This is a genomic window from Staphylococcus sp. GDX8P54P (genome assembly GCF_017893165.1).
Taxonomy (GTDB): Bacteria; Bacillota; Bacilli; order Staphylococcales; family Staphylococcaceae; genus Staphylococcus; species Staphylococcus borealis.
In genome coordinates this window covers 1,892-23,107 of record NZ_JAESMM010000024.1, presented here as the reverse complement: position 1 = coordinate 23,107, position 21,216 = coordinate 1,892, and the positions used below count along the sequence as shown (strand labels likewise).

Below are 21,216 nucleotides of genomic sequence, written 5' to 3'. Positions count from 1 at the left end.
CGCATGACCAATTACACGGTAGAAACATTAAATTTAGGACCTTTTACAACTGAATCAGGCGAAATGATTAAAAACTTACAATTGCGTTATGAACATGTGGGCTATGCGGGGCAACCACTCGTTGTGGTCTGCCATGCGCTTACTGGTAATCATTTAACATATGGCACAGATGATGCGCCTGGTTGGTGGCGTGAAATCATAGATGGCGGTTATATGCCGATTTATGATTATCAATTTCTTACGTTCAATGTCATCGGTAGCCCCTTTGGTTCAAGTTCTCCTTTAACTGATCCTAATTTTCCGGAGCATTTAACGTTGAGGGATATTGTGAAAGCAATTGAAATGGGGATTCAAGCGCTTGGTTTCAACAAGATTAATATTTTAATTGGTGGTAGTTTAGGTGGTATGCAAGTTATGGAACTGCTCTACAACCATCAATTTCAAGTGGATAAGGCGGTTATTCTAGCGGCTACGGATAAAACATCATCGTATAGTCGTGCGTTCAACGAAATTGCACGTGAGGCGATTCATCTTGGCGGCAAAGAAGGCCTTAGTATTGCCCGACAATTAGGATTTCTAACGTATCGGTCATCTAAAAGTTATGATCAACGCTTTTCACCCGACGAAGTTGTAAGCTATCAACGACATCAAGGTAATAAATTTAAAGAAACTTATGATTTATCCTGCTACCTGACAATGTTAAATGTATTAGATAGTCATAATGTTGACCGTGGACGTACAAATGTGGATGATGTTTATCAATCATTAGATACAAAGGTTTTAACTATGGGCTTCACGGATGATTTATTATATCCAGATGATCAAGTGAGAGCAGTAGGGGAGCGTTTTAAATATCATCGCCATTTCTTCGTTCCAGATAATGTAGGTCATGATGGCTTTTTATTAAATTTCAATGACTGGGCACCGAACTTATATCATTTTCTTAAAGTAACGAACTTCAAACGAAAATAGATGAAGCGGGTAAGTTAGAATATAGAAGAAAACACGCAATGATGGAATCGTATATTACTCAATCTTCACAATTTGTTTTAATTTTGCTTAGAGGTTAAAATAGAGGTTATAGTCAAAAAAGTATAGGAGTGGCGAATGTGTTTTCAAAAGTACATCCTAAAGCAACAATTATAGGAACAATTGCACTTGTTATGGTTGCTTTAGTTACGTATGTATTACCAATACTAGGGCTGATTCTATGTTTATTCGCTACGATTCCAGGCATTATTTTATGGAATAAATCTATTCCATCATTTGGAATTGGAGCGCTAATCACAGTTATTCTTACCACATTATTGGGTAATACATTTGTATTAAGTGCCATGATTTTAGTTTTAATGCTTAGCTTTATTATTGGCCAATTATTGAAAGAACGTGCCTCTAAAGAACGCATCTTATTTATAGCTACAACATATTTAAGTATATTTACTTTAGTCGCATTTATGCTATTACAAACGTTTAAAAAGATACCTAGCGCTACGACATTAATTAAGCCTTTCAAAGATGCAATGCACAATGCGGTTGTAACGACAGGCGTAGAATCAGATTATAAAACGATTCTTGAAGAAGGGTTCCGTCAAATGGCAGTCCAACTTCCAAGTTTTATAATCGTTATAGTCTTTATTTTAGTCTTAATTAACATAATTATTACATTTCCAATTCTTCGTAAATTTAAAGTAGCTACACCAATTTTTAAACCATTATTTGCTTGGCAGCTTAACCGTTCATTACTTTGGGTTTATATGGTTGTTTTATTATGCGTAATGTTCGCAACAGGGCCAAGTACTTTCCAAAGCATCGTATTAAATTTCGAAGTTGTGTTATCATTACTGATGTATATCCAAGGATTGAGTTTAATTCATTTCTTTGGTAAAGCAAAACGTATTCCAAATGTTGTAACGATATTGCTGATGGTTGTGGGGACAATTATTACACCAGCAACACATATCATTGCATTACTTGGTGTACTTGATTTAGGAATTAATTTAAAACGAATGATTAAAAAATGACTTTAAAAAGTGAATAGAGGTGGAATAATGAACCGTCAATCCACTAAGAAGGCATTACTCATACCATTTATTTTAATGGTACTTACTTCAATTGCACTTGTCGTAGTATGGTTTATCTTTAAACCATTAGTTGCGACCATTGCAGCAGCTATTTTAGTCGTGATGATTATTATTGGCATTGTATTAGTAAGACAGGCCTTGTTGAAAATGGATAATTATGTGGATAATTTAAGTGGTCATATCTCGGCTGGAAGCAATAGGGCAATTAAACGATTGCCAATTGGCATGGTCGTTCTTGATGCTGATGATCATATTGAATGGATTAACCAGTACATGTCTGAACACTTAGAAACGAATGTCATCTCAGAACCAGTCAATGAAGTTTTTCCGAATATTTTAAAGCAGTTGGAAAAGGTGCAAGAAGTCGAAATCGAACATGGCCAATATCATTACCATGTACGTCATTCTGAAGAGGAAAATTGTCTATATTTCTTTGATATCACAGATGAAGTGCATACCAATGAACTATATGAAGAATCAAAACCGATTATTGCAACATTATTCTTAGATAACTATGATGAAATCACGCAAAATATGAACGACACACAACGTTCTGAAATCAACTCAATGGTAACACGAGTGATTAGTCGTTGGGCATCAGAATATAATATTTTCTTCAAACGTTATAATTCTGACCAGTTCGTTGCGTATTTAAATCAAAAAATATTAGCCGAAGTTGAAGAATCGAACTTTGAAATTCTTAGCCAACTACGCGAAAAAAGTGTTGGTTACCGTGCCCAATTAACATTGAGTATCGGTGTCGGTGAAGGTACTGAGAACTTAATTGATCTTGGTGAGTTATCACAATCTGGTTTAGATTTAGCATTAGGTCGTGGTGGTGACCAAGTAGCAATTAAAAATATGAACGGAAATGTACGATTCTATGGCGGTAAGACTGACCCGATGGAAAAACGTACGCGTGTAAGAGCGCGTGTTATTTCTCATGCATTAAAGGATATCTTAACCGAAGGCGACAAAGTAATTATTATGGGACACAAACGTCCCGATTTAGATGCGATTGGTGCAGCGATAGGTGTATCAAGATTCGCATTAATGAATAACTTAGAAGCCTACGTAGTCTTGAATGAGGAAGATATTGATCCAACATTACGTCGTGTAATGGATGAAATCGATAAGAAACCAGAATTGAAAGAGCGATTCGTCACATCAGATGAAGCTTGGGATATGATGACATCTAAATCTACGATCGTCGTTGTGGATACACATAAACCAGAGATGGTATTAGATGAGAACATTTTAAATAAAGCTAACCGTAAAGTGGTCATTGACCATCATAGACGAGGAGAAAGCTTTATTTCTAACCCGTTATTAGTTTATATGGAACCTTACGCAAGTTCGACAGCAGAACTTGTGACAGAGTTATTAGAATATCAACCAACTGAACAACGTTTAACACGTTTAGAATCTACAGTCATGTATGCAGGTATTATCGTTGATACACGTAACTTCACATTACGTACAGGTTCTAGAACGTTTGACGCTGCAAGCTATTTACGTGCTCACGGCGCAGATACGATATTAACACAACATTTCTTAAAAGATGATGTCGATACGTATATTAATCGTTCAGAGCTTATTCGAACAGTTGAAGTTCAAGATAATGGTATAGCGATAGCACATGGTTCTAACGAAAAAATTTATCATCCTGTTACAGTTGCACAAGCTGCGGATGAGTTGTTAAGTTTAGAAGGTATAGAGGCTTCTTATGTTGTGGCTAAACGTGAAGATAACTTAATAGGTATCTCAGCACGTTCATTAGGCTCTATTAATGTTCAATTAACGATGGAAGCATTAGGTGGCGGCGGTCACTTAACGAATGCTGCAACGCAATTGAAAGGATTATCAATTGAAGAAGCGATTGAACAATTACAACAAGCAATTACAGAACAAATGAGTAGGAGTGAAGACGCATGAAAGTAATTTTCACACAAGACGTTAAAGGTAAAGGTAAAAAAGGCGAAATTAAAGATGTACCAGTAGGTTATGCAAATAACTTTTTAATTAAAAATAACTATGCTGTTGAAGCAACTCCAGGTAATTTAAAACAATTAGAACAACAAAATAAACGTGCTGAAGCGGACAGACAAAAAGAAATCGATGACGCTAAAGCATTAAAAGCTAAATTAGAAGAAATCGAAGTTGAAGTAAGTGCTAAAACTGGTGAAGGTGGCAAATTGTTTGGTTCTGTAAGTACGAAACAAATTGCTGAAGCACTTAAAACACAACATGATATTAAAATTGATAAACGTAAAATGGATTTACCTCAAGGTATCCATGCATTAGGTTATACAAATGTACCTGTTAAATTAGATAAAGAAGTTGAAGGAACTATTCGTGTTCATACAGTAGAAAAATAAGTTTTCCTTTCCTAGCGGAAAGAAATTTTGTTGGTTGGCTTTTAACTACGCTTAAGTTGATACGCTTTCCCAGGGTACAGTTTTAGCCAGAATTACCTCACAGATAAATCTGTGGGTAATTCTAAGGTCTTCAACTTGTACTGTTCCCTCGGGAGTCTTTCAACTACGCTTCGTTAGCCAACCACAAAATTTCTCTTTTTCTAAAAAGAATTTATTATTTTATCTTAAGTGGAATTCTTCAAAATCGTAATTTTAAAAATAAAGTTATTATTTAACTTGAAAAAGTAAAACAAGTTTTTAATTTTAATTGCTAATTATAATAATTTGGGAAGATAAGTAACTCAAACAAATAATGCTAAGATAAATAACGCAGCGTAGTTGTGAGACTCCTAGTGGAAAAGAAAGCGGGAGTGGGACATAAATAATATAATAATGCTATTTAGCAAATTCGCAGTAGTTGACTGAACTGAGAAGGCGCTTAAATCAAGCTTTTCTCAGTTCTAGTCACCCTTGCAGGGGTGGGACGACGAATTTAAAAGAATTCTGTCCCACTCCCTTTCCCACAGGAAAGCGAAACAACTTAAGCAAGTGACCATTTATCTTAGAATTAAAATTTAATTGAGCAATGTTGCACTGTGTTTGAGAAACTTTAGATGGATTAGATTTAGAGGTGTATGAATCAATGGATAATATGTATGAGCAAAAACAAATGCCACATAACAATGAAGCTGAACAATCTGTCTTAGGTGCAATTATTTTAGATCCACAATTGATTAATTCGACTCAGGAAGTGCTTCTTCCTGAGTCCTTTTATAGAGGTGCCCACCAACACATCTTCAGAGCGATGATGAATCTGAATGAAGATGGTGATGAAATTGATGTCGTAACGTTAATGGATCAATTAACTAAAGAAGGTACATTAAGTGAGGCTGGTGGTCCTCAATATTTAGCGGAACTCTCAAATAATGTACCAACGACACGTAATATTCAGTACTACACAAATATCGTTTCAAATCATGCATTGAAGCGCAGATTAATTCAAACTGCGGATAGCATTGCGAATGATGGTTATGATAATGAACTCGAATTAGATGCGATTTTAAGTGATGCAGAGCGACGCATTCTTGAACTATCATCTAATCGACAAAGTGATGGATTTAAGGATATTAGAGATGTATTAGGGCAAGTTTATGAAACAGCTGAAGAACTCGATCAAAATAGTGGTCAAACACCGGGTATTCCTACCGGGTATCGCGATTTAGATCAAATGACAGCTGGGTTTAACCGAAATGATTTAATTATTTTAGCAGCCCGTCCTTCAGTAGGTAAGACTGCCTTCGCTCTTAATATTGCGCAAAAGGTAGCGACACATGAAGGTAATTATACTGTTGGTATTTTCTCACTCGAGATGGGGGCAGACCAATTAGCAACACGTATGATTTGTAGTTCAGGTAATGTGGACTCTAACCGATTACGTACAGGTACGATGACAGAAGAAGACTGGAATCGATTTACAATTGCAGTCGGTAAATTATCACGTACTAAAATTTTCATCGATGATACACCTGGTATTCGAATTACAGACTTACGTTCTAAATGTCGTCGTTTAAAACAAGAGCACGGTTTAGATATGATTGTGATTGACTACTTACAGTTGATTCAAGGTAGTGGTTCTCGTGCTTCTGATAACAGACAACAAGAAGTATCTGAGATTTCACGTACATTAAAAGCGATTGCGCGTGAATTAGAATGTCCTGTTATCGCACTAAGTCAGTTATCTCGTGGTGTGGAACAACGTCAAGATAAACGACCAATGATGAGTGATATTCGTGAATCTGGTTCTATCGAGCAAGATGCTGATATCGTTGCCTTCTTATATCGTGATGATTATTATAATCGTGGCGAGGGTGAGGATGATGACGCAGGTTTCGAACCACAATCAAATGATGAAAATGGCGAAATTGAAATCATTATCGCTAAACAACGTAATGGTCCGACAGGGACTGTGAAGCTACACTTTATGAAACAATATAATAAATTTACAGACATTGATTATGCACATGCGGATATGTCATAAAAATATTTTTTACCGTACATTAAAAGTTTTGTAAACTTAAATGTACGGTTTTTATTTTGTTTTGGCAATGATTTTTAAGCGTAAGTATGTATAATGATTTTTGATAAAAAGAACTTTAATACGCTTAATATCAACGTTTTAAAAGATTTATTGAATAGAATAATATTTAAGTAATGACGTGATATGTCTTAAATTTAATGTTCGATTTTTATTTGCATTATAAGGTTCGTATTGATAGAATACTTAATGGTTAATTGAGAAAACTTTGGAGGTGCTCACATGTCATCAATCGTAGTTGTTGGGACACAATGGGGAGACGAAGGTAAAGGTAAAATTACAGATTTCTTAGCAGAACAAGCAGATGTTATTGCGCGCTTTTCAGGAGGTAATAACGCAGGTCATACGATTCAATTTGGTGGAGAAACTTATAAATTACATTTAGTACCATCAGGCATTTTTTACAAAGATAAATTAGCAGTGATTGGTAACGGCGTTGTTGTAGATCCAGTTGCATTATTAAAAGAGTTAGACGCTTTAAATGAACGTGGTGTATCTACTTCAAACTTACGTATTTCTAACCGTGCGCAAGTCATTCTTCCATATCACTTAGCACAAGATGAATATGAAGAACGTCGTCGTGGCGATAATAAAATCGGTACGACTAAAAAAGGTATCGGACCAGCTTATGTTGATAAAGCACAACGTATTGGTATCCGCATGGCTGACTTATTAGAAAAAGAAACATTCGAAAGACGTTTAAAAGAAAACATTGAAGTTAAAAATGCATATTTCAAAGGTATGTTTAATGAAACTTGCCCACGTTTCGATGAAATCTTTGATGAATACTATGCTGCAGGTCAACGTCTAAAAGAATTTGTTACGGATACTTCTAAAATCTTAGACGATGCATTTGTAGCTGAAGAAAAAGTTTTATTTGAAGGTGCACAAGGTGTCATGTTAGATATTGACCACGGTACATATCCTTTCGTAACTTCAAGTAACCCTGTTGCAGGTAACGTAACAGTTGGTACAGGTGTAGGCCCAACTTTCGTATCTAAAGTGATTGGTGTATGTAAAGCATATACTTCTCGTGTAGGTGACGGTCCATTCCCTACAGAATTATTTGATGAAGATGGACATCATATTAGAGAGGTTGGTCGTGAATACGGTACAACAACAGGACGTCCACGTCGTGTAGGTTGGTTTGATTCAGTTGTCTTACGTCACTCTCGTCGTGTTAGCGGTATTACAGACTTATCTATTAACTCTATCGACGTGCTTACAGGTCTTGATACAGTGAAGATTTGTACTGCATATGAATTAGATGGAGAAGAAATTACAGAATATCCAGCTAACCTTGATCAATTACGTCGTTGTAAACCAATCTTTGAAGAATTACCAGGATGGAAAGAAGATATCACTGGTTGCCGTACATTGGAAGAATTACCAGACAATGCACGTAAATACTTAGAACGCATTTCTGAATTATGTAATGTACGTATTTCAATCTTCTCAGTAGGTCCAGACCGTGATCAAACAAATTTATTAGAACAATTGTGGTAAGAAAAGGTGCGAAGAAAAGGTGTGGAAGTGAGCGTTTAGGTTTTGAGCAGAATCGAAAAGTGAGCAAAACTGTTTCTCAAGTTTTGCCGAGCTTTGAGAATTTCTGCCGAAAAACCTGCTCACTGAAACCCGTTCATCATTCCGGAAATACCATTTATTTTTGTAGGCATTGATTCGTTCAGTGCCTATTTTTTATACAAATATGAGTGTAAAAAGATTTAAAATGATACATATATAACCTTAAAATCCTTGTTACAATAATGCTTTTCTAAAAATTAAGGGATTTATAAAAAAATATTAAAATTATGTAAAAAATGTCTTGTCTTCAAAATAAAGCCTGTGCTATAATCTATCTTGTGCTTAAGAACGGCTCCTTGGTCAAGCGGTTAAGACACCGCCCTTTCACGGCGGTAACACGGGTTCGAGTCCCGTAGGAGTCACCATTTTTTAGGTCTCGTAGTGTAGCGGTTAACACGCCTGCCTGTCACGCAGGAGATCGCGGGTTCGATTCCCGTCGAGACCGTATTGCTTATCCAAAAGGATAGGCATTTTTTTATGCCTTCATCATGCTATTTTTCATATATTATTTTTAATCCCTTTTTGAAATCTTTTCCCAAAAAATCAATACAAACTAAATCAAAATATTGTAAGACATTCATTTGCATTACAAATAGATGACGTCGCAACAGAATCTTAATATTAATCATCGGTTTAAAATAGAATGCTTGCTACACAACTATTGAGTCGTATCATCTTTCTGTAATAATGCGTTGAATAGGCGTCACTACGACTTTTGTCCCGTATTCAAAGGGTTCAACTTATTTGTAATATTAAATTAGAGTGGTAAACTTTAAACGAATATTATTCTATAATTTTAAATATGAAAATAGAATTACATGAATATTAATGGTAAATTATATAGTAGATTAATATGCGCTATAAACTTATTAAAACGCATCAAATCACAGTTTAATCTTTACTAATTTATAAGAATGAATATTGAAATATAGAACTATAATTTGAGAAATGAGGTTTATAGATATGGCAAGAAAAGTAGTTGTTGTCGATGACGAAAAGCCAATTGCGGACATCTTAGAGTTTAATTTGAAAAAAGAAGGTTATGATGTTTACTGTGCCTATGATGGTAATGATGCAGTAGATTTAATATATGAAGAAGAACCAGATATCGTATTATTAGACATCATGTTACCTGGTCGTGACGGTATGGAAGTGTGCCGTGAAGTACGTAAGAAATTCGAAATGCCTATTATTATGTTAACAGCGAAAGACTCTGAAATCGATAAAGTATTAGGCCTTGAACTGGGTGCAGATGACTATGTTACGAAACCGTTCAGTACACGTGAATTAATCGCACGTGTGAAAGCGAACTTACGTCGTCATTATTCTCAGCCAGCGCAAGAGGTAAGTGGTACGACAAATGAAATTACAATCAAAGATATTGTGATTTATCCAGACGCTTACTCTATTAAGAAGCGCGGGGAAGATATTGAATTGACACACAGAGAGTTTGAACTCTTCCACTATCTTTCTAAACATATGGGTCAAGTGATGACACGTGAACATTTATTACAAACTGTATGGGGCTATGATTACTTTGGTGACGTGCGTACAGTTGACGTAACGATTCGTCGTTTACGTGAGAAGATTGAAGACGATCCTTCACACCCTGAGTATATTGTGACACGTAGAGGCGTTGGATACTTCCTCCAACAACACGATTAGGAGTTTGCGACTATGAAGTGGCTGAAACAGTTACAATCCCTTCACACCAAGCTCGTTATTGTTTATGTGTTATTGATTATTATTGGAATGCAGATTATCGGTCTGTATTTCACTAATAGTTTAGAAAAAGAACTGACAAATAACTTCATGAAGAATATTAAGCAATATGCGACTCAGCTCGAAGTTAATATTGAGCGGATATATAGAGATGATCCATCTAACGCTCAAAAAGAAGTTCAAAGTTTATTAAATGAGTATGCCAACCGTCAAGAAATTGAAGAAATTCGTTTTATTGATAAAGATCAAATCATAATGGCTACAGCGAAGGTATCATCGCATAATATGATTAATCAGAAGGTAAATGATAACTCCGTTCAAAAAGCCTTATCGCTAGGTGAATCTAATAGTCACAATGTCTTGAAAGACTATGGTAGCGGTAAAGAACGAATTTGGATTTACAATTTGCCAGTCAAAAATGGCAATGAGACGATTGGTAATATTTACATAGAATCGAATATCAATGATGTCTATAATCAGTTGAACAACATCAACCAAATCTTCATTATTGGTACTGCGATTTCCCTATTCATTACAGTGATACTTGGTTTCTTTATCGCAAGGACGATTACAAGGCCGATTACAGATATGCGTAATCAGACGGTAGAGATGTCTAAAGGTAATTACACACAACGCGTTAAGATATATGGTAATGACGAAATCGGTGAATTAGCTTTAGCCTTCAATAACCTGTCTAAGCGTGTTCAAGAAGCACAAGCAAATACTGAGAGTGAGAAACGTCGATTAGACTCAGTTATCACACATATGAGTGACGGTATTATCGCAACAGACCGACGTGGTCGTGTACGTATCGTCAATGATATGGCTATCAAAATGCTAGGTATGGCTAGAGAAGACTTAATTGGCTACTATATGCTTAGTGTATTGAATTTAGAAGATGAGTTCTCATTAGATGAAATTCAAGAGAATAACGATAGTTTCTTATTAGATATGAATGAAGAGGAAGGGATTATCGCACGTGTGAATTTCAGTACAATTGTTCAAGAAACTGGATTTGTGACGGGTTACATAGCGGTATTACATGATGTTACTGAGCAACAACAAGTTGAACGTGAACGTCGTGAATTCGTTGCAAACGTATCACACGAATTGCGTACACCTTTAACATCTATGAACAGTTATATAGAGGCACTTGAAGAAGGTGCTTGGAAAGATGACAATTTAGCACCATCATTCTTATCCGTTACACGTGAAGAGACAGAACGAATGATTCGTCTTGTTAATGATTTACTTCAATTATCGAAAATGGATAACGAATCTGAACAAATTACGAAAGAAATTGTCGACTTTAACATGTTCATCAATAAGATTATTAATCGTCATGAAATGGCAGCTAAAGACACGACATTTGTACGTGAAATTCCATCTGAAACGATCTTCACAGAAATCGATCCAGATAAGATGACGCAAGTGTTTGATAACGTTATTACGAATGCGATGAAATACTCTCGTGGTGAAAAACGCGTCGAGTTCCACGTGAAACAGAATGCGTTATATAATCGTATGACGATTCGTATTAAAGATAATGGTATCGGTATCCCGATTAACAAAGTAGATAAAATCTTTGATCGTTTCTATCGTGTAGACAAAGCGCGTACACGTAAAATGGGAGGTACTGGTTTAGGACTAGCCATTTCGAAAGAGATTGTAGAAGCACACAATGGACGTATTTGGGCAAACAGTGTTGAAGGACAAGGTACATCGATATTTATTACACTTCCATGTGAAGTTATAGACGACGGTGATTGGGATGAAGAGTAAAGAACATATTAAATCGATTATTCTTTTCCTATTAGTCATGATGAGTGTGGTACTAACGTTTATGGTATGGAATTTCTCACCAGACTTGAATAACATCGATAGTACAGATAGTAAAAAGAGCAATACTAAGACAATCGGCAAGCCAATGTCTGCCAATATCGAAAATGTCATAGCGCCGTATCAAATTGTAGAAGTTAAAGGCGATAAAGTGAAAGGTTTGGCACCTTCTCGAGCGCAGTTGTCTCAAGTCATAGGTACATTGAAAAATCACGAAGTCAGTAAAGTGGAACACATTCAACGAGATTATAATTTAAATATCCCTATGTTAAATGACCACCACTTTACTGTACTGGATTTCACTTATGATATGCCTTTAACAACGTATTTAGGCCAAGTGTTAAATTCATCAGCGAAAGTACCTAAAAATTTCAAATTTAATCGAATCATCGTTAGCCAAAACCCTAAAGGTAATTTAGAGTTGTTTGCGATTAGCGAAGACCGTCATGAAGTCATGAAAGTAACGATGACTGCAAAGGCAAATCACTTTATTAAAGTGATGGATCATTTAAATAATGAAATGCAGAAATATTCAGAAGTGATTACGAATAAAGATACGATTGATAAAGCGACACATATATTCGCACCAAGTCATCCGAAAGATATGCGTTCATACCGTATGGTTTATGATACGATTCCAGTCGAAACGATGAATGCGATTTTATTTGACGACTCAGTGATTATCCGAAGCGGTAAGAGTGGTTCGACGACGTATAATAATAACACTGGTGTAGCGAACTATAATGATGAAAGCAAAAAATATCATTATAAAAATTTATCTGAAGATGAATCAAGTTCGAGTGATATGGACTCAACCATTCCAAGCACATTTGAATATATTAATGGGCATGGTGGCTTCTTTAACGATGATTTCCGTCTGTTCAATACAGAAAATTTATCCGGTGAATTAACGTATCAACTCTTCCTCAATGGCTATCCAACATTTAATGATCAGCAATTAAATGATATTGAAGTGACTTGGGGAGACAAAGGTATTTATGATTATAAACGCGCTTTATTACGTTCTAGTGTACCTCTAGAGGGTGAAACGAAGTCACTGGATAGTGTTGAAAGTGTGCGTTCTTCATTGGCAAATAATCATAACCTAGATTTTGAAAAGGTTACGAATATGGTCATTGGCTATAAAGAGGATGATCGACCTGATAAAGATGATATAGAAGTGCAGCGTAATAGTGAGCTTGTGCCAACGTGGTATATTCAATACGATGGCGATTGGTATGCTTATGAGGATGGGAGGCTTGAATAAATGAATTGGAAACGAACGAAGACATTGTTTATTTTCGTATTTATTCTAGTCAATATCCTGCTTGTATTGATTTACGTGAATAAGGTTACGAAGTCTCAAATCAATGAATCTGAAAGTGATAATGAAGTGAAATTTCAACAAGAAGAAATTAAAATTTCGAATGATCTGCTAAATAAAGATGTGAGTGGTACGAAGATGCAGATGATTACGGCTAAGTCTAAAGATTTTAAGAGTTATGCGAAAGGTAAGTCCTCATTAGAAACGGAGTATTCAGGTAATACGTTAACAGGTGAAATCGATAGTACGGTTAATGTGAGTGATAGTAATTTAAGTGATTTAAAAGACTATATCATGAGCAACATCTACAATGGTAAGATGTATCAACTTGGCGATGTTTCATCTAATGCTGTGACATACGAGCAGACGTATGAAGGTTATCCTTTGATGAATAATAACAAAGCACGTTTACGTTTTAATGTAAATGATGGTAAAGCGACAAGTTATGAGCAATCTGCAATGAATAAGATTGAACCTGCGAAGAGTGATAATAATCCTAAGAAACAGGTCATTACACCACGTAAAGCGATTGAAACGTTATACTTTAATCGTTACTTAAAATCAGGCGATGAAGTGTTGGATGCACGATTAGGATATTACTCTGTTGTGAGAGAAACGAACGTGCAGTTGTTGCAAGCAAACTGGGAAATTAAAGTGAAGCATAAAGGTAAGGAAGATGTGAAGACCTATTATGTTGAAGCGACATCATCAAATCCTAAAGTGATTGATAACTAGGGAGCAGGACAGAAATAATATTTTTCCAAAATTTATTTCGTGGTCCTGCTCCGGCAAGGTTGACTAGAATTAAAAAAAGCTTGTTACAAGTGCATTTTTAATTCAGTCAACTACTGCCAAATATATATGTAGCCTGAGACATTGAATTATGCTCAGGCTCTTATTGTCGAATTAAAATGTTTTAATTTCGTTTAAGTTGCTTCGCGTTCCTGGGGTGCTGTCTCTAAAGCAGCTCTTGGATGGATAATATTCTTTGGTTGCGACGCTTTCCTGTGGGAAAGGCTCGTGCCTGTAGTCACTCGACACTTTCTTTTCCACTAGGAGTCGCGCAACACCATTTATTATCCATCATTAGAGCTACTTACCTAAGTGTTAAAGCACTTAGGTTCTTTGAAACTACTGCTCCCCTAGGAGTTTCCGCAACTCTGTTTCGTTATCTATCTTAGAACTGCGTATGTGAGTGTGTGAATGGTTATTTTCAATAGATTACCATTCTCTGTTCTTAATTAGAAAGAAATGATATTTGGTGTGGAAAGTATAGTAAGTGTGTGAGTCTATTAGTGTCTCATGCACTTATTTTATTTATATGTGTAAGTGTTGTATATAAACAAGGGATTGGAACTTTAATTTTTGTATTGGTATAGTATAATATAAAGGTATTTTAGAGAACTGGAATGTTTCGAATGATATGGTTTGTTCGAAACTTCATTTTTTTAATTAAAGAGTGCAGAATATAAGGAATTAGACTGAAGGCACTCTAAAATATAGTGTAAGTTGTCGGAAGTAGAAAGGATGAGTCGCTTGATACGAATGAGTGTATTGGCGAGTGGTAGTACAGGGAATGCCACTTATGTTGAAAGTGATAAAGGCAGTCTATTAGTAGATGTTGGACTCACTGGCAAGAAGATGGAAGCGTTATTTAGTCAAATTGATAGAAATATAAAAGATTTAAACGGCATTCTAGTTACTCATGAACATAGTGACCATATTAAAGGTTTGGGTGTACTTGCGCGTAAATATGGTTTACCGATTTATGCGAATGAAAATACTTGGAAAGCAATAGAGAAGAAGGATAGTAAAATTCCAATGGATCAAAAATTCATTTTTAATCCGTATGAAACAAAATCAATTGCAGGTTTTGATATTGAATCATTTAATGTATCGCATGATGCGATTGACCCACAGTTTTACATTTTCCACAATAACTATAAGAAATTTACGATGATCACAGATACAGGCTATGTTTCAGATAGAATGAAAGGTATGATTCAAGGTAGTGATGCTTTTATGTTCGAGAGTAATCATGATGTGGATATGTTACGTATGTGTCGCTATCCTTGGAAGACGAAGCAACGTATTTTAAGTGATATGGGGCATGTGTCTAATGAAGATGCAGGACTAGCGATGACAGACGTGATTACAGGTAATACGAAACGTATCTACCTTTCACATTTATCACAAGATAACAATATGAAAGATTTAGCACGTATGAGCGTTGGACAAGTATTAAATGAACATGATATAGACACTGAAAAAGAAGTGCTATTATGTGATACAGATAAAGCCCAAGCTACACCGATATATACATTGTAATTATTTAGACGAACGACCTACTTATAAACTTAGTATTTGTAAGTAGGTTGTTTTTTATGTATTGAGTTAATTATCTAATAATTTGGACTATACATGATTATTCAAAATGAACCTTATTATAACAAGATTTAGCTCAAATCTGTGAATAAATATTTAAGACTTACTTAAAGTTATCCCCAAAACGAGGATGAGTTATCCACTTTTGTGTATAATACACACAGAAATACTCACATTATTCACAGACTTATCCACAGATATACAAAGATAATCACATAAAGCGGGATATTTTAAAAGATTTTCCCGTAATTCGTATACATTACTGTTATAATTAGAGGGAATTCTGTTAACAAGTTGATAACTTGTGGATAAGTAGGATAACTATTAAGATCTATGGAGGATTTTATGAAGATAACAATCTTAGCTGTGGGTAAATTAAAAGAAAAATATTGGAAACAAGCAATATCAGAATATGAAAAAAGATTAGGTGCATATTCCAAAATTGAAATTATTGAAGTACCCGATGAAAAAGCACCTGAAAATATGAGTGATAAAGAAATAGAACAAGTGAAAGAAAAAGAGGGCCAACGCTTATTAGCTAAAATAAAGCCGCAAGCCACAGTCATCACTTTAGAAATACAAGGTAAAATGTTGTCCTCAGAAGGTTTAGCTGAGGAAATGCAACGACGCATGACACAAGGACAAAGTGACTTCGTCTTTGTGATTGGCGGATCAAACGGATTACATGAAGACGTCTTAAAACGCAGCAACTACGCACTCTCATTCAGCAAAATGACGTTCCCACATCAAATGATGCGCGTCGTCTTAATCGAACAAGTATACAGAGCATTTAAGATCATGCGAGGCGAAGCATATCATAAGTGATGCGGTTTTTTATGCAGTTTAATTATAATTTCATCATAAAATTTCTAAAAAATCTACATTCATAGTATATCTATATTACAATGTCTATTATCATAAATATATAAACTAATATTCAACACATAATATGGAGTGATAATATGAATGTAAGATTACTCGATGAAATAAGCGAGATATTAAATAATATTGAAAGATATTGGATAAATGGGAAATTAGCAAAACAATTGGTAATAGAAGATTTAAGAGATAATAATAGCAAGTTGATTTCTAGGCTTTTATCTAGTCAATCTATCTATGAAACATATGTTCAAGATATTGACGGTTATAAAATATTTGATAAAGAAGCGTTTATTTCAATGCTACGCTATAAAAATTATTGGCAAGACAGCTATACAAAGTACGCTAATAAAATTGGGTTAACATCTGAAGGAAAATATTTAGATTATAATTCTGATATCGTATTAGATTTTCCATTTAAGGACTGTGTTCTTGAAGGTGGAATGACAAAAGAAGACAGTATTTTAAAAAATGACGAAAAATTTTACAATCAAGTCATTGCTAAAGAAGAAATTGATACATTAGTGTCACCAAAGGTATTTACAAATATAAAAAAATACGACGAAAACAAAAAATGTAAAAATGTAAAATTTTCAGAAAATGATAATTTGATTATCAAAGGAAATAATTTAATTGCATTATATAGCTTGAAAAAAAAGTATGCCGGTAAAGTAAAAATGATTTATATAGATCCACCTTATAATACTAAAGGTGATAGTTTTGTATATAACGATAAGTTTAATCATGCAACATGGCTCACCTTTATAAAAAATCGCTTAGTTTTAGCTAAAGATTTTATGAAGGACGATGGAATAATTATGATTCAATGTGATGATAACGAACAAGCGTACTTAAAAGTATTAGCAGATGAGATTTTTGGTAGAGAAAATTTCATTAATAATTTGACAGTGGTCATGAACTTAAAAGGAAATCAAGATCAATTTGCTTTTGCAGGTACACATGAATATGTTTTAGTTTATTGCAAAAATAAAACGAAAGCAGAATTTTATCAACTCAGTTTAAAAAATTCTGAAAAACTAGAAGAATGGCAACAAGATGAAATAGGCTTCTATAAAAGAGGGGCGAATTTAAAAGCAACCGGAGTGAATGCTCCTAGAAATAAAAGACCAAACCTATTTTATCCAATATTTTTATTTGACGATGGTAGTGTTAGTACTATCGAAAAAGAGGGGTATAAAGAAAAAATATTACCAATTACAAATGGTCAAGAAATGTCTTGGAGATGGCAAAAATCTACTTTAGAAAGAAATATTGAAGATGTTATTGTGATTAATAATGATAATAATATAAGTCTTTATAAAAAACAAAGACCAGAAATAGGGGATTTACCATCATATAAGCCAAAAACTCTGATGTACAAACCGACGTATAGTAGTGGAAATGGTACCAATCAGATTAAGAATCTCTTTAAAGAAAAAATTTTTAATTTTGCTAAGCCAGAAGAATTGATTAAAGATTTTATAGAAATATCAACAAGGGAACAAGACTTAGTGTTGGATTTCTTTATGGGTTCGGCTACAACTCAAGCTGTCGCTCACAAGATGAACCGTCAGTATATAGGTATAGAACAAATGGACTACATTAACACTGTCTCAGTTCCAAGATTACAGAAAGTAATTGAAGGCGAACAAGGTGGTATTTCTAAAGATGTTGATTGGCATGGAGGAGGCTCTTTTGTATATGCTGAATTAGCAAAAGAAAACCAAGATATTGTAGATAGAATTATAAGTAGTAAAACAAAAGAAGAGCTTAACCAACAAATTGATAATTTATTAGATAATGGTGTGCTTAATTATGAAGTAGACTTTAACGAGTTCGTAAATAGAAAAAAAGAGTTCAATGAATTGAAGCTTGATGAACAAAAAGAAGTATTAATTAGAGTCTTAGATAGTAATCAACTATATGTTAATTACTCTGATATTGAGGATACTGCATATAATTTTACCGAAGATGAAATAGCATTTAATCATAGTTTTTATGGAGGCGAGTAGTAATGTCAGAATTATTACATGATAAGCTTACATATAGTTTTGATATATTTAATCCTTATGAACAAGTGCCAAATTATATAGTTGACAATTTAAATCATAAATTAAGACCATATCAAAAAGAAGCAGTAGAAAGATTAATGTTTTTAGAAGAAAAAGCTAAAATTAAATGTGATCGATTGATGTTTAATATGGCAACAGGTTCTGGAAAAACACTTGTATTAGCCGCTTCAATATTATATTTATTTAAAGAAAAAGGATATCAAAATTTTTTATTTTTTGTTAATAGTACAGCAATTGTTAATAAAACGTATGACAATTTAACGAATACAGTATCTAGTAAGTATTTATTCAATCCAGAAGGTATCGTGATTGACGGTAAATCAATTAATATTCAATTAGTAGAGAATTATCCTATTTTACCTGATGAAAATACGATTTATCTTAAATTAACAACAATTAATGCGTTACACGATAAATTAAATTATCCAAGAGAAAATGAAATTACATATGAGGATTTAGCTCAATTTCCACTTGTATTATTAGCTGATGAAGCGCACCATTTGAATGTAAGTACAAAGAAAAAAGGAAAAAAGGATACAATACAAATTGAAGAAACGAACTGGGAAGTAACTGTTGACCGAATTATGAAGCAAAACAATAAGAATAAATTACTAGAATTTACAGCAACGGTACAGTTAGAAGACGATATTTTTGAAAAATATAAAGATAAAATTTTATATCGATATGATTTAAAAGAATTCATGCAAAATGGTTATTCAAAAAATGTAACGCTTCTACATGCAAGTGAAGAAAATGAATCAAAAATTTTACATGCTTTGCTAATGAGTGAATATAAAAAATATATAGCTGAAAAAAATGACATTATACTTAAACCGGTTATTATGTTTCAATCTACCTCTATTAAAGGTTCCCAAGAAATACAACAAATGATGTTAAATCATCTAGAACATCTAACCTTTGATCAATTAGAAAAGGTTATTAATGACGGCTATAAATTTTACTCTGGCCAAAATAGTATTTGGAGTAAAGTTTTTAGCTTTTATAAACACTCTAATTTAACAAAAGTATTAAATGACTTGAAATGGGATTTTAATAAACAAACGACATTAAATGTAAATAATGATAAAGAAAAAGAAAAAAATGCTCAGTTACTGAATAATTTAGAAGATATAGATAACCCAATAAGAGCTATTTTTGCAGTGTACAAACTCAATGAAGGTTGGGATGTTTTAAATCTTTTTGATATTGTGAAAATTGATGAGAAGAAGAAAGTGAATAAAGCTGCAACAAATGCAGAAGCGCAACTTATTGGTCGAGGGGCTAGATATTATCCATTTATTTATAATAGGAAAAACTCTTATAAACGTAGATTTGACTATGAACTTAGTGATTTAAAAGTTATCGAGACTTTACATTATCACACGATTAATGATTCTACTTATATTAAAAATTTGCATCAATCTTTAACAGAAGCAAAAGTACAAACCAACGCAGATATTAGTGAAGTGTACGAAGGCAAAGTAAAAAGTAAATTTAAAAAGACAGAGCTTTTTAAGAATGGAAACATATATATCAATAAAACAGTCCCGACAACCTCAGAAGATTATCAAAATCTAGAAGATTACAGTGCGACAAGAATTTATAAAAAAGACTTATATAAAACGAGTGAATCAAATTTAATTCAAGGGATTAAAAATATAGCAGAAAATCGAAAAGAAGTGAAACTAAGTTTAAGTAAACCATTATTGCAAAAAGCATTAAGAAGTAATCCGTTTTTTAGATATTCTAATTTAAAAGAGTACGTACCGCGTATTACAAGTATGCAGACATTTATTGAATCAAAAGATTTTCTAGGCAATTTAGATATAAGCGTAACCATTCCTAAAGATATGGATGTCAGTGATATAACGCCTAAAGTCAAATTATCTGTATTAAATGAGTATTTGAGCAAACTGGAAACAAAAATAAAAAATAATTATCTAAAAGTTAAAGGTACAACAATTTTTGAAGGTATTAAAATGTCAGAATTAATCGATGATTACGTGGTTGAAGTTAATAATGTTAATAGAGATGTTTCAGATTTAGAGAGTCAGAAACGACCCAAAAATATGATTCAACATGATTGGTATATTTATAATAAAGCGATTGTAAATGGTTTAGAGAGTGATTTGATTGATTTAATTAATAATATGATGGAAGATTTACAAAAAAAATATGATGAAATCTATTTAATTCGTAATGAACGTAAAATTAAATTTAGAGAAATTAATGGTGTAAGAGGATTTATGCCTGATTTCTTACTCTACTTAAAAGATGATAATTATACTTATCAAGTATTTGTAGAACCTAAAGGCCAACATTTATTATTAAATGATGAGTGGAAAGAACAGTTTATGTTATCTATCAATAAGAGAGAAGATATTGAAGTACTCGCTGAAAATGAAAGTGTTAGATTAGTTGGTTTATGTTTTTATTCTGATGATGCGTTAAAACGTCAAGAATTTAAAGAGCAACTTAATGACAAATTATTAAGTTAAATTTATTTATCATAAAAAAATAAATTAATAAGAGCATCCCTCACTGCAAAGTGAAGGATGCTCTGTTTTTATTGTAATTAGTATAGTTTTCATTTTGATATATAATGGTTAATAATTGTCTGTAAATCATTATTAAATACCGTTGTTATAGTATCATCATTCATAAAATCTTCATAGATTTTATGAAGTATTTCTTCATCTTCAATCGCTGTAAAATGATGTACTATACCTTTTACAATTGAAATATAATTTTGCGATGCTAAGCAATTAGCAACTGTTCGCCAGTCTGAGTGTGTGGTTTCATGGTTCATAGATAATCC

At 33.6% G+C, this 21,216-nt stretch carries 15 protein-coding genes and 2 tRNA genes; 16 read left to right on the top strand and 1 reads right to left on the bottom strand.

The window, feature by feature from the left end; translation table 11 throughout:
- The first annotated feature begins 3 nt into the window (after positions 1 to 3).
- From metX to KA909_RS09070, 16 genes are all read left to right on the top strand, one after another.
- Entirely contained in the window at positions 4 to 972 is a 969-nt protein-coding gene (gene metX / locus KA909_RS09145) for a homoserine O-acetyltransferase MetX (protein ID WP_053030334.1), read from the top strand.
- Between the two features lie 122 nt (positions 973 to 1,094).
- Positions 1,095 to 2,021, top strand: a complete 927-nt coding sequence (locus KA909_RS09140) for a YybS family protein (protein WP_247878250.1) — start codon at positions 1,095 to 1,097, stop codon at positions 2,019 to 2,021.
- Positions 2,022 to 2,048: 27 nt separating this feature from the next.
- Entirely contained in the window at positions 2,049 to 4,016 is a 1,968-nt protein-coding gene (locus tag KA909_RS09135; protein ID WP_053030336.1) for a DHH family phosphoesterase, read from the top strand.
- On the top strand, positions 4,013 to 4,459 hold the full coding sequence (gene rplI, locus KA909_RS09130; RefSeq protein WP_016930923.1) for a 50S ribosomal protein L9: 447 nt from the start codon (positions 4,013 to 4,015) through the stop codon (positions 4,457 to 4,459). The genes KA909_RS09135 and rplI overlap by 4 nt, the downstream gene beginning before the upstream one ends.
- Before the next feature lie 682 nt (positions 4,460 to 5,141).
- Positions 5,142 to 6,536 (top strand): replicative DNA helicase, encoded by a 1,395-nt coding sequence (gene dnaB, locus KA909_RS09125; protein WP_053030337.1) that lies wholly within the window; start codon positions 5,142 to 5,144, stop codon positions 6,534 to 6,536.
- A 279-nt stretch (positions 6,537 to 6,815) separates the two neighbouring features.
- Complete coding sequence (locus tag KA909_RS09120; protein ID WP_053030338.1) at positions 6,816 to 8,099, top strand: adenylosuccinate synthase; 1,284 nt, start codon at positions 6,816 to 6,818, stop codon at positions 8,097 to 8,099.
- A 368-nt stretch (positions 8,100 to 8,467) separates the two neighbouring features.
- Positions 8,468 to 8,542: transfer RNA gene (locus tag KA909_RS09115), tRNA-Glu, on the top strand.
- A gap of 7 nt (positions 8,543 to 8,549) precedes the next feature.
- Positions 8,550 to 8,622, top strand: a tRNA-Asp gene (locus tag KA909_RS09110).
- A gap of 518 nt (positions 8,623 to 9,140) precedes the next feature.
- On the top strand, positions 9,141 to 9,842 hold the full coding sequence (gene yycF, locus KA909_RS09105) for a response regulator YycF (protein ID WP_011274375.1): 702 nt from the start codon (positions 9,141 to 9,143) through the stop codon (positions 9,840 to 9,842).
- A 12-nt stretch (positions 9,843 to 9,854) separates the two neighbouring features.
- Positions 9,855 to 11,681 carry a cell wall metabolism sensor histidine kinase WalK gene (walK, locus tag KA909_RS09100; RefSeq protein ID WP_193839829.1) on the top strand — a complete coding sequence of 609 codons (1,827 nt, stop codon included), beginning with the start codon at positions 9,855 to 9,857 and terminating at the stop codon, positions 11,679 to 11,681.
- Positions 11,671 to 13,005 (top strand): YycH family regulatory protein, encoded by a 1,335-nt coding sequence (locus KA909_RS09095; protein WP_193839830.1) that lies wholly within the window; start codon positions 11,671 to 11,673, stop codon positions 13,003 to 13,005. Before walK ends, KA909_RS09095 begins: the two co-directional genes overlap by 11 nt.
- The gene (locus KA909_RS09090) at positions 13,006 to 13,797 is read left to right on the top strand and encodes a two-component system regulatory protein YycI (RefSeq protein ID WP_210130116.1); all 792 of its coding nucleotides are present in this window, start codon (positions 13,006 to 13,008) and stop codon (positions 13,795 to 13,797) included.
- A gap of 792 nt (positions 13,798 to 14,589) precedes the next feature.
- A complete protein-coding gene (locus KA909_RS09085) occupies positions 14,590 to 15,390 on the top strand; it encodes an MBL fold metallo-hydrolase (RefSeq protein WP_193839831.1) in 801 nt (266 codons plus the stop codon).
- A 402-nt stretch (positions 15,391 to 15,792) separates the two neighbouring features.
- Positions 15,793 to 16,272 (top strand): 23S rRNA (pseudouridine(1915)-N(3))-methyltransferase RlmH, encoded by a 480-nt coding sequence (gene rlmH / locus KA909_RS09080; RefSeq protein WP_037552500.1) that lies wholly within the window; start codon positions 15,793 to 15,795, stop codon positions 16,270 to 16,272.
- A 137-nt stretch (positions 16,273 to 16,409) separates the two neighbouring features.
- On the top strand, positions 16,410 to 18,338 hold the full coding sequence (locus KA909_RS09075; RefSeq protein WP_210130115.1) for a site-specific DNA-methyltransferase: 1,929 nt from the start codon (positions 16,410 to 16,412) through the stop codon (positions 18,336 to 18,338).
- Positions 18,339 to 18,340: 2 nt separating this feature from the next.
- The gene (locus tag KA909_RS09070; RefSeq protein WP_210130114.1) at positions 18,341 to 20,896 is read left to right on the top strand and encodes a DEAD/DEAH box helicase family protein; all 2,556 of its coding nucleotides are present in this window, start codon (positions 18,341 to 18,343) and stop codon (positions 20,894 to 20,896) included.
- 89 nt (positions 20,897 to 20,985) lie between these two features.
- Here the strand turns inward: KA909_RS09070 and KA909_RS09065 are convergent, their stop codons facing one another.
- Complete coding sequence (locus KA909_RS09065) at positions 20,986 to 21,207, bottom strand: hypothetical protein (protein WP_210130124.1); 222 nt, start codon at positions 21,205 to 21,207, stop codon at positions 20,986 to 20,988.
- Between the last annotated feature and the right edge of the window lie 9 nt (positions 21,208 to 21,216).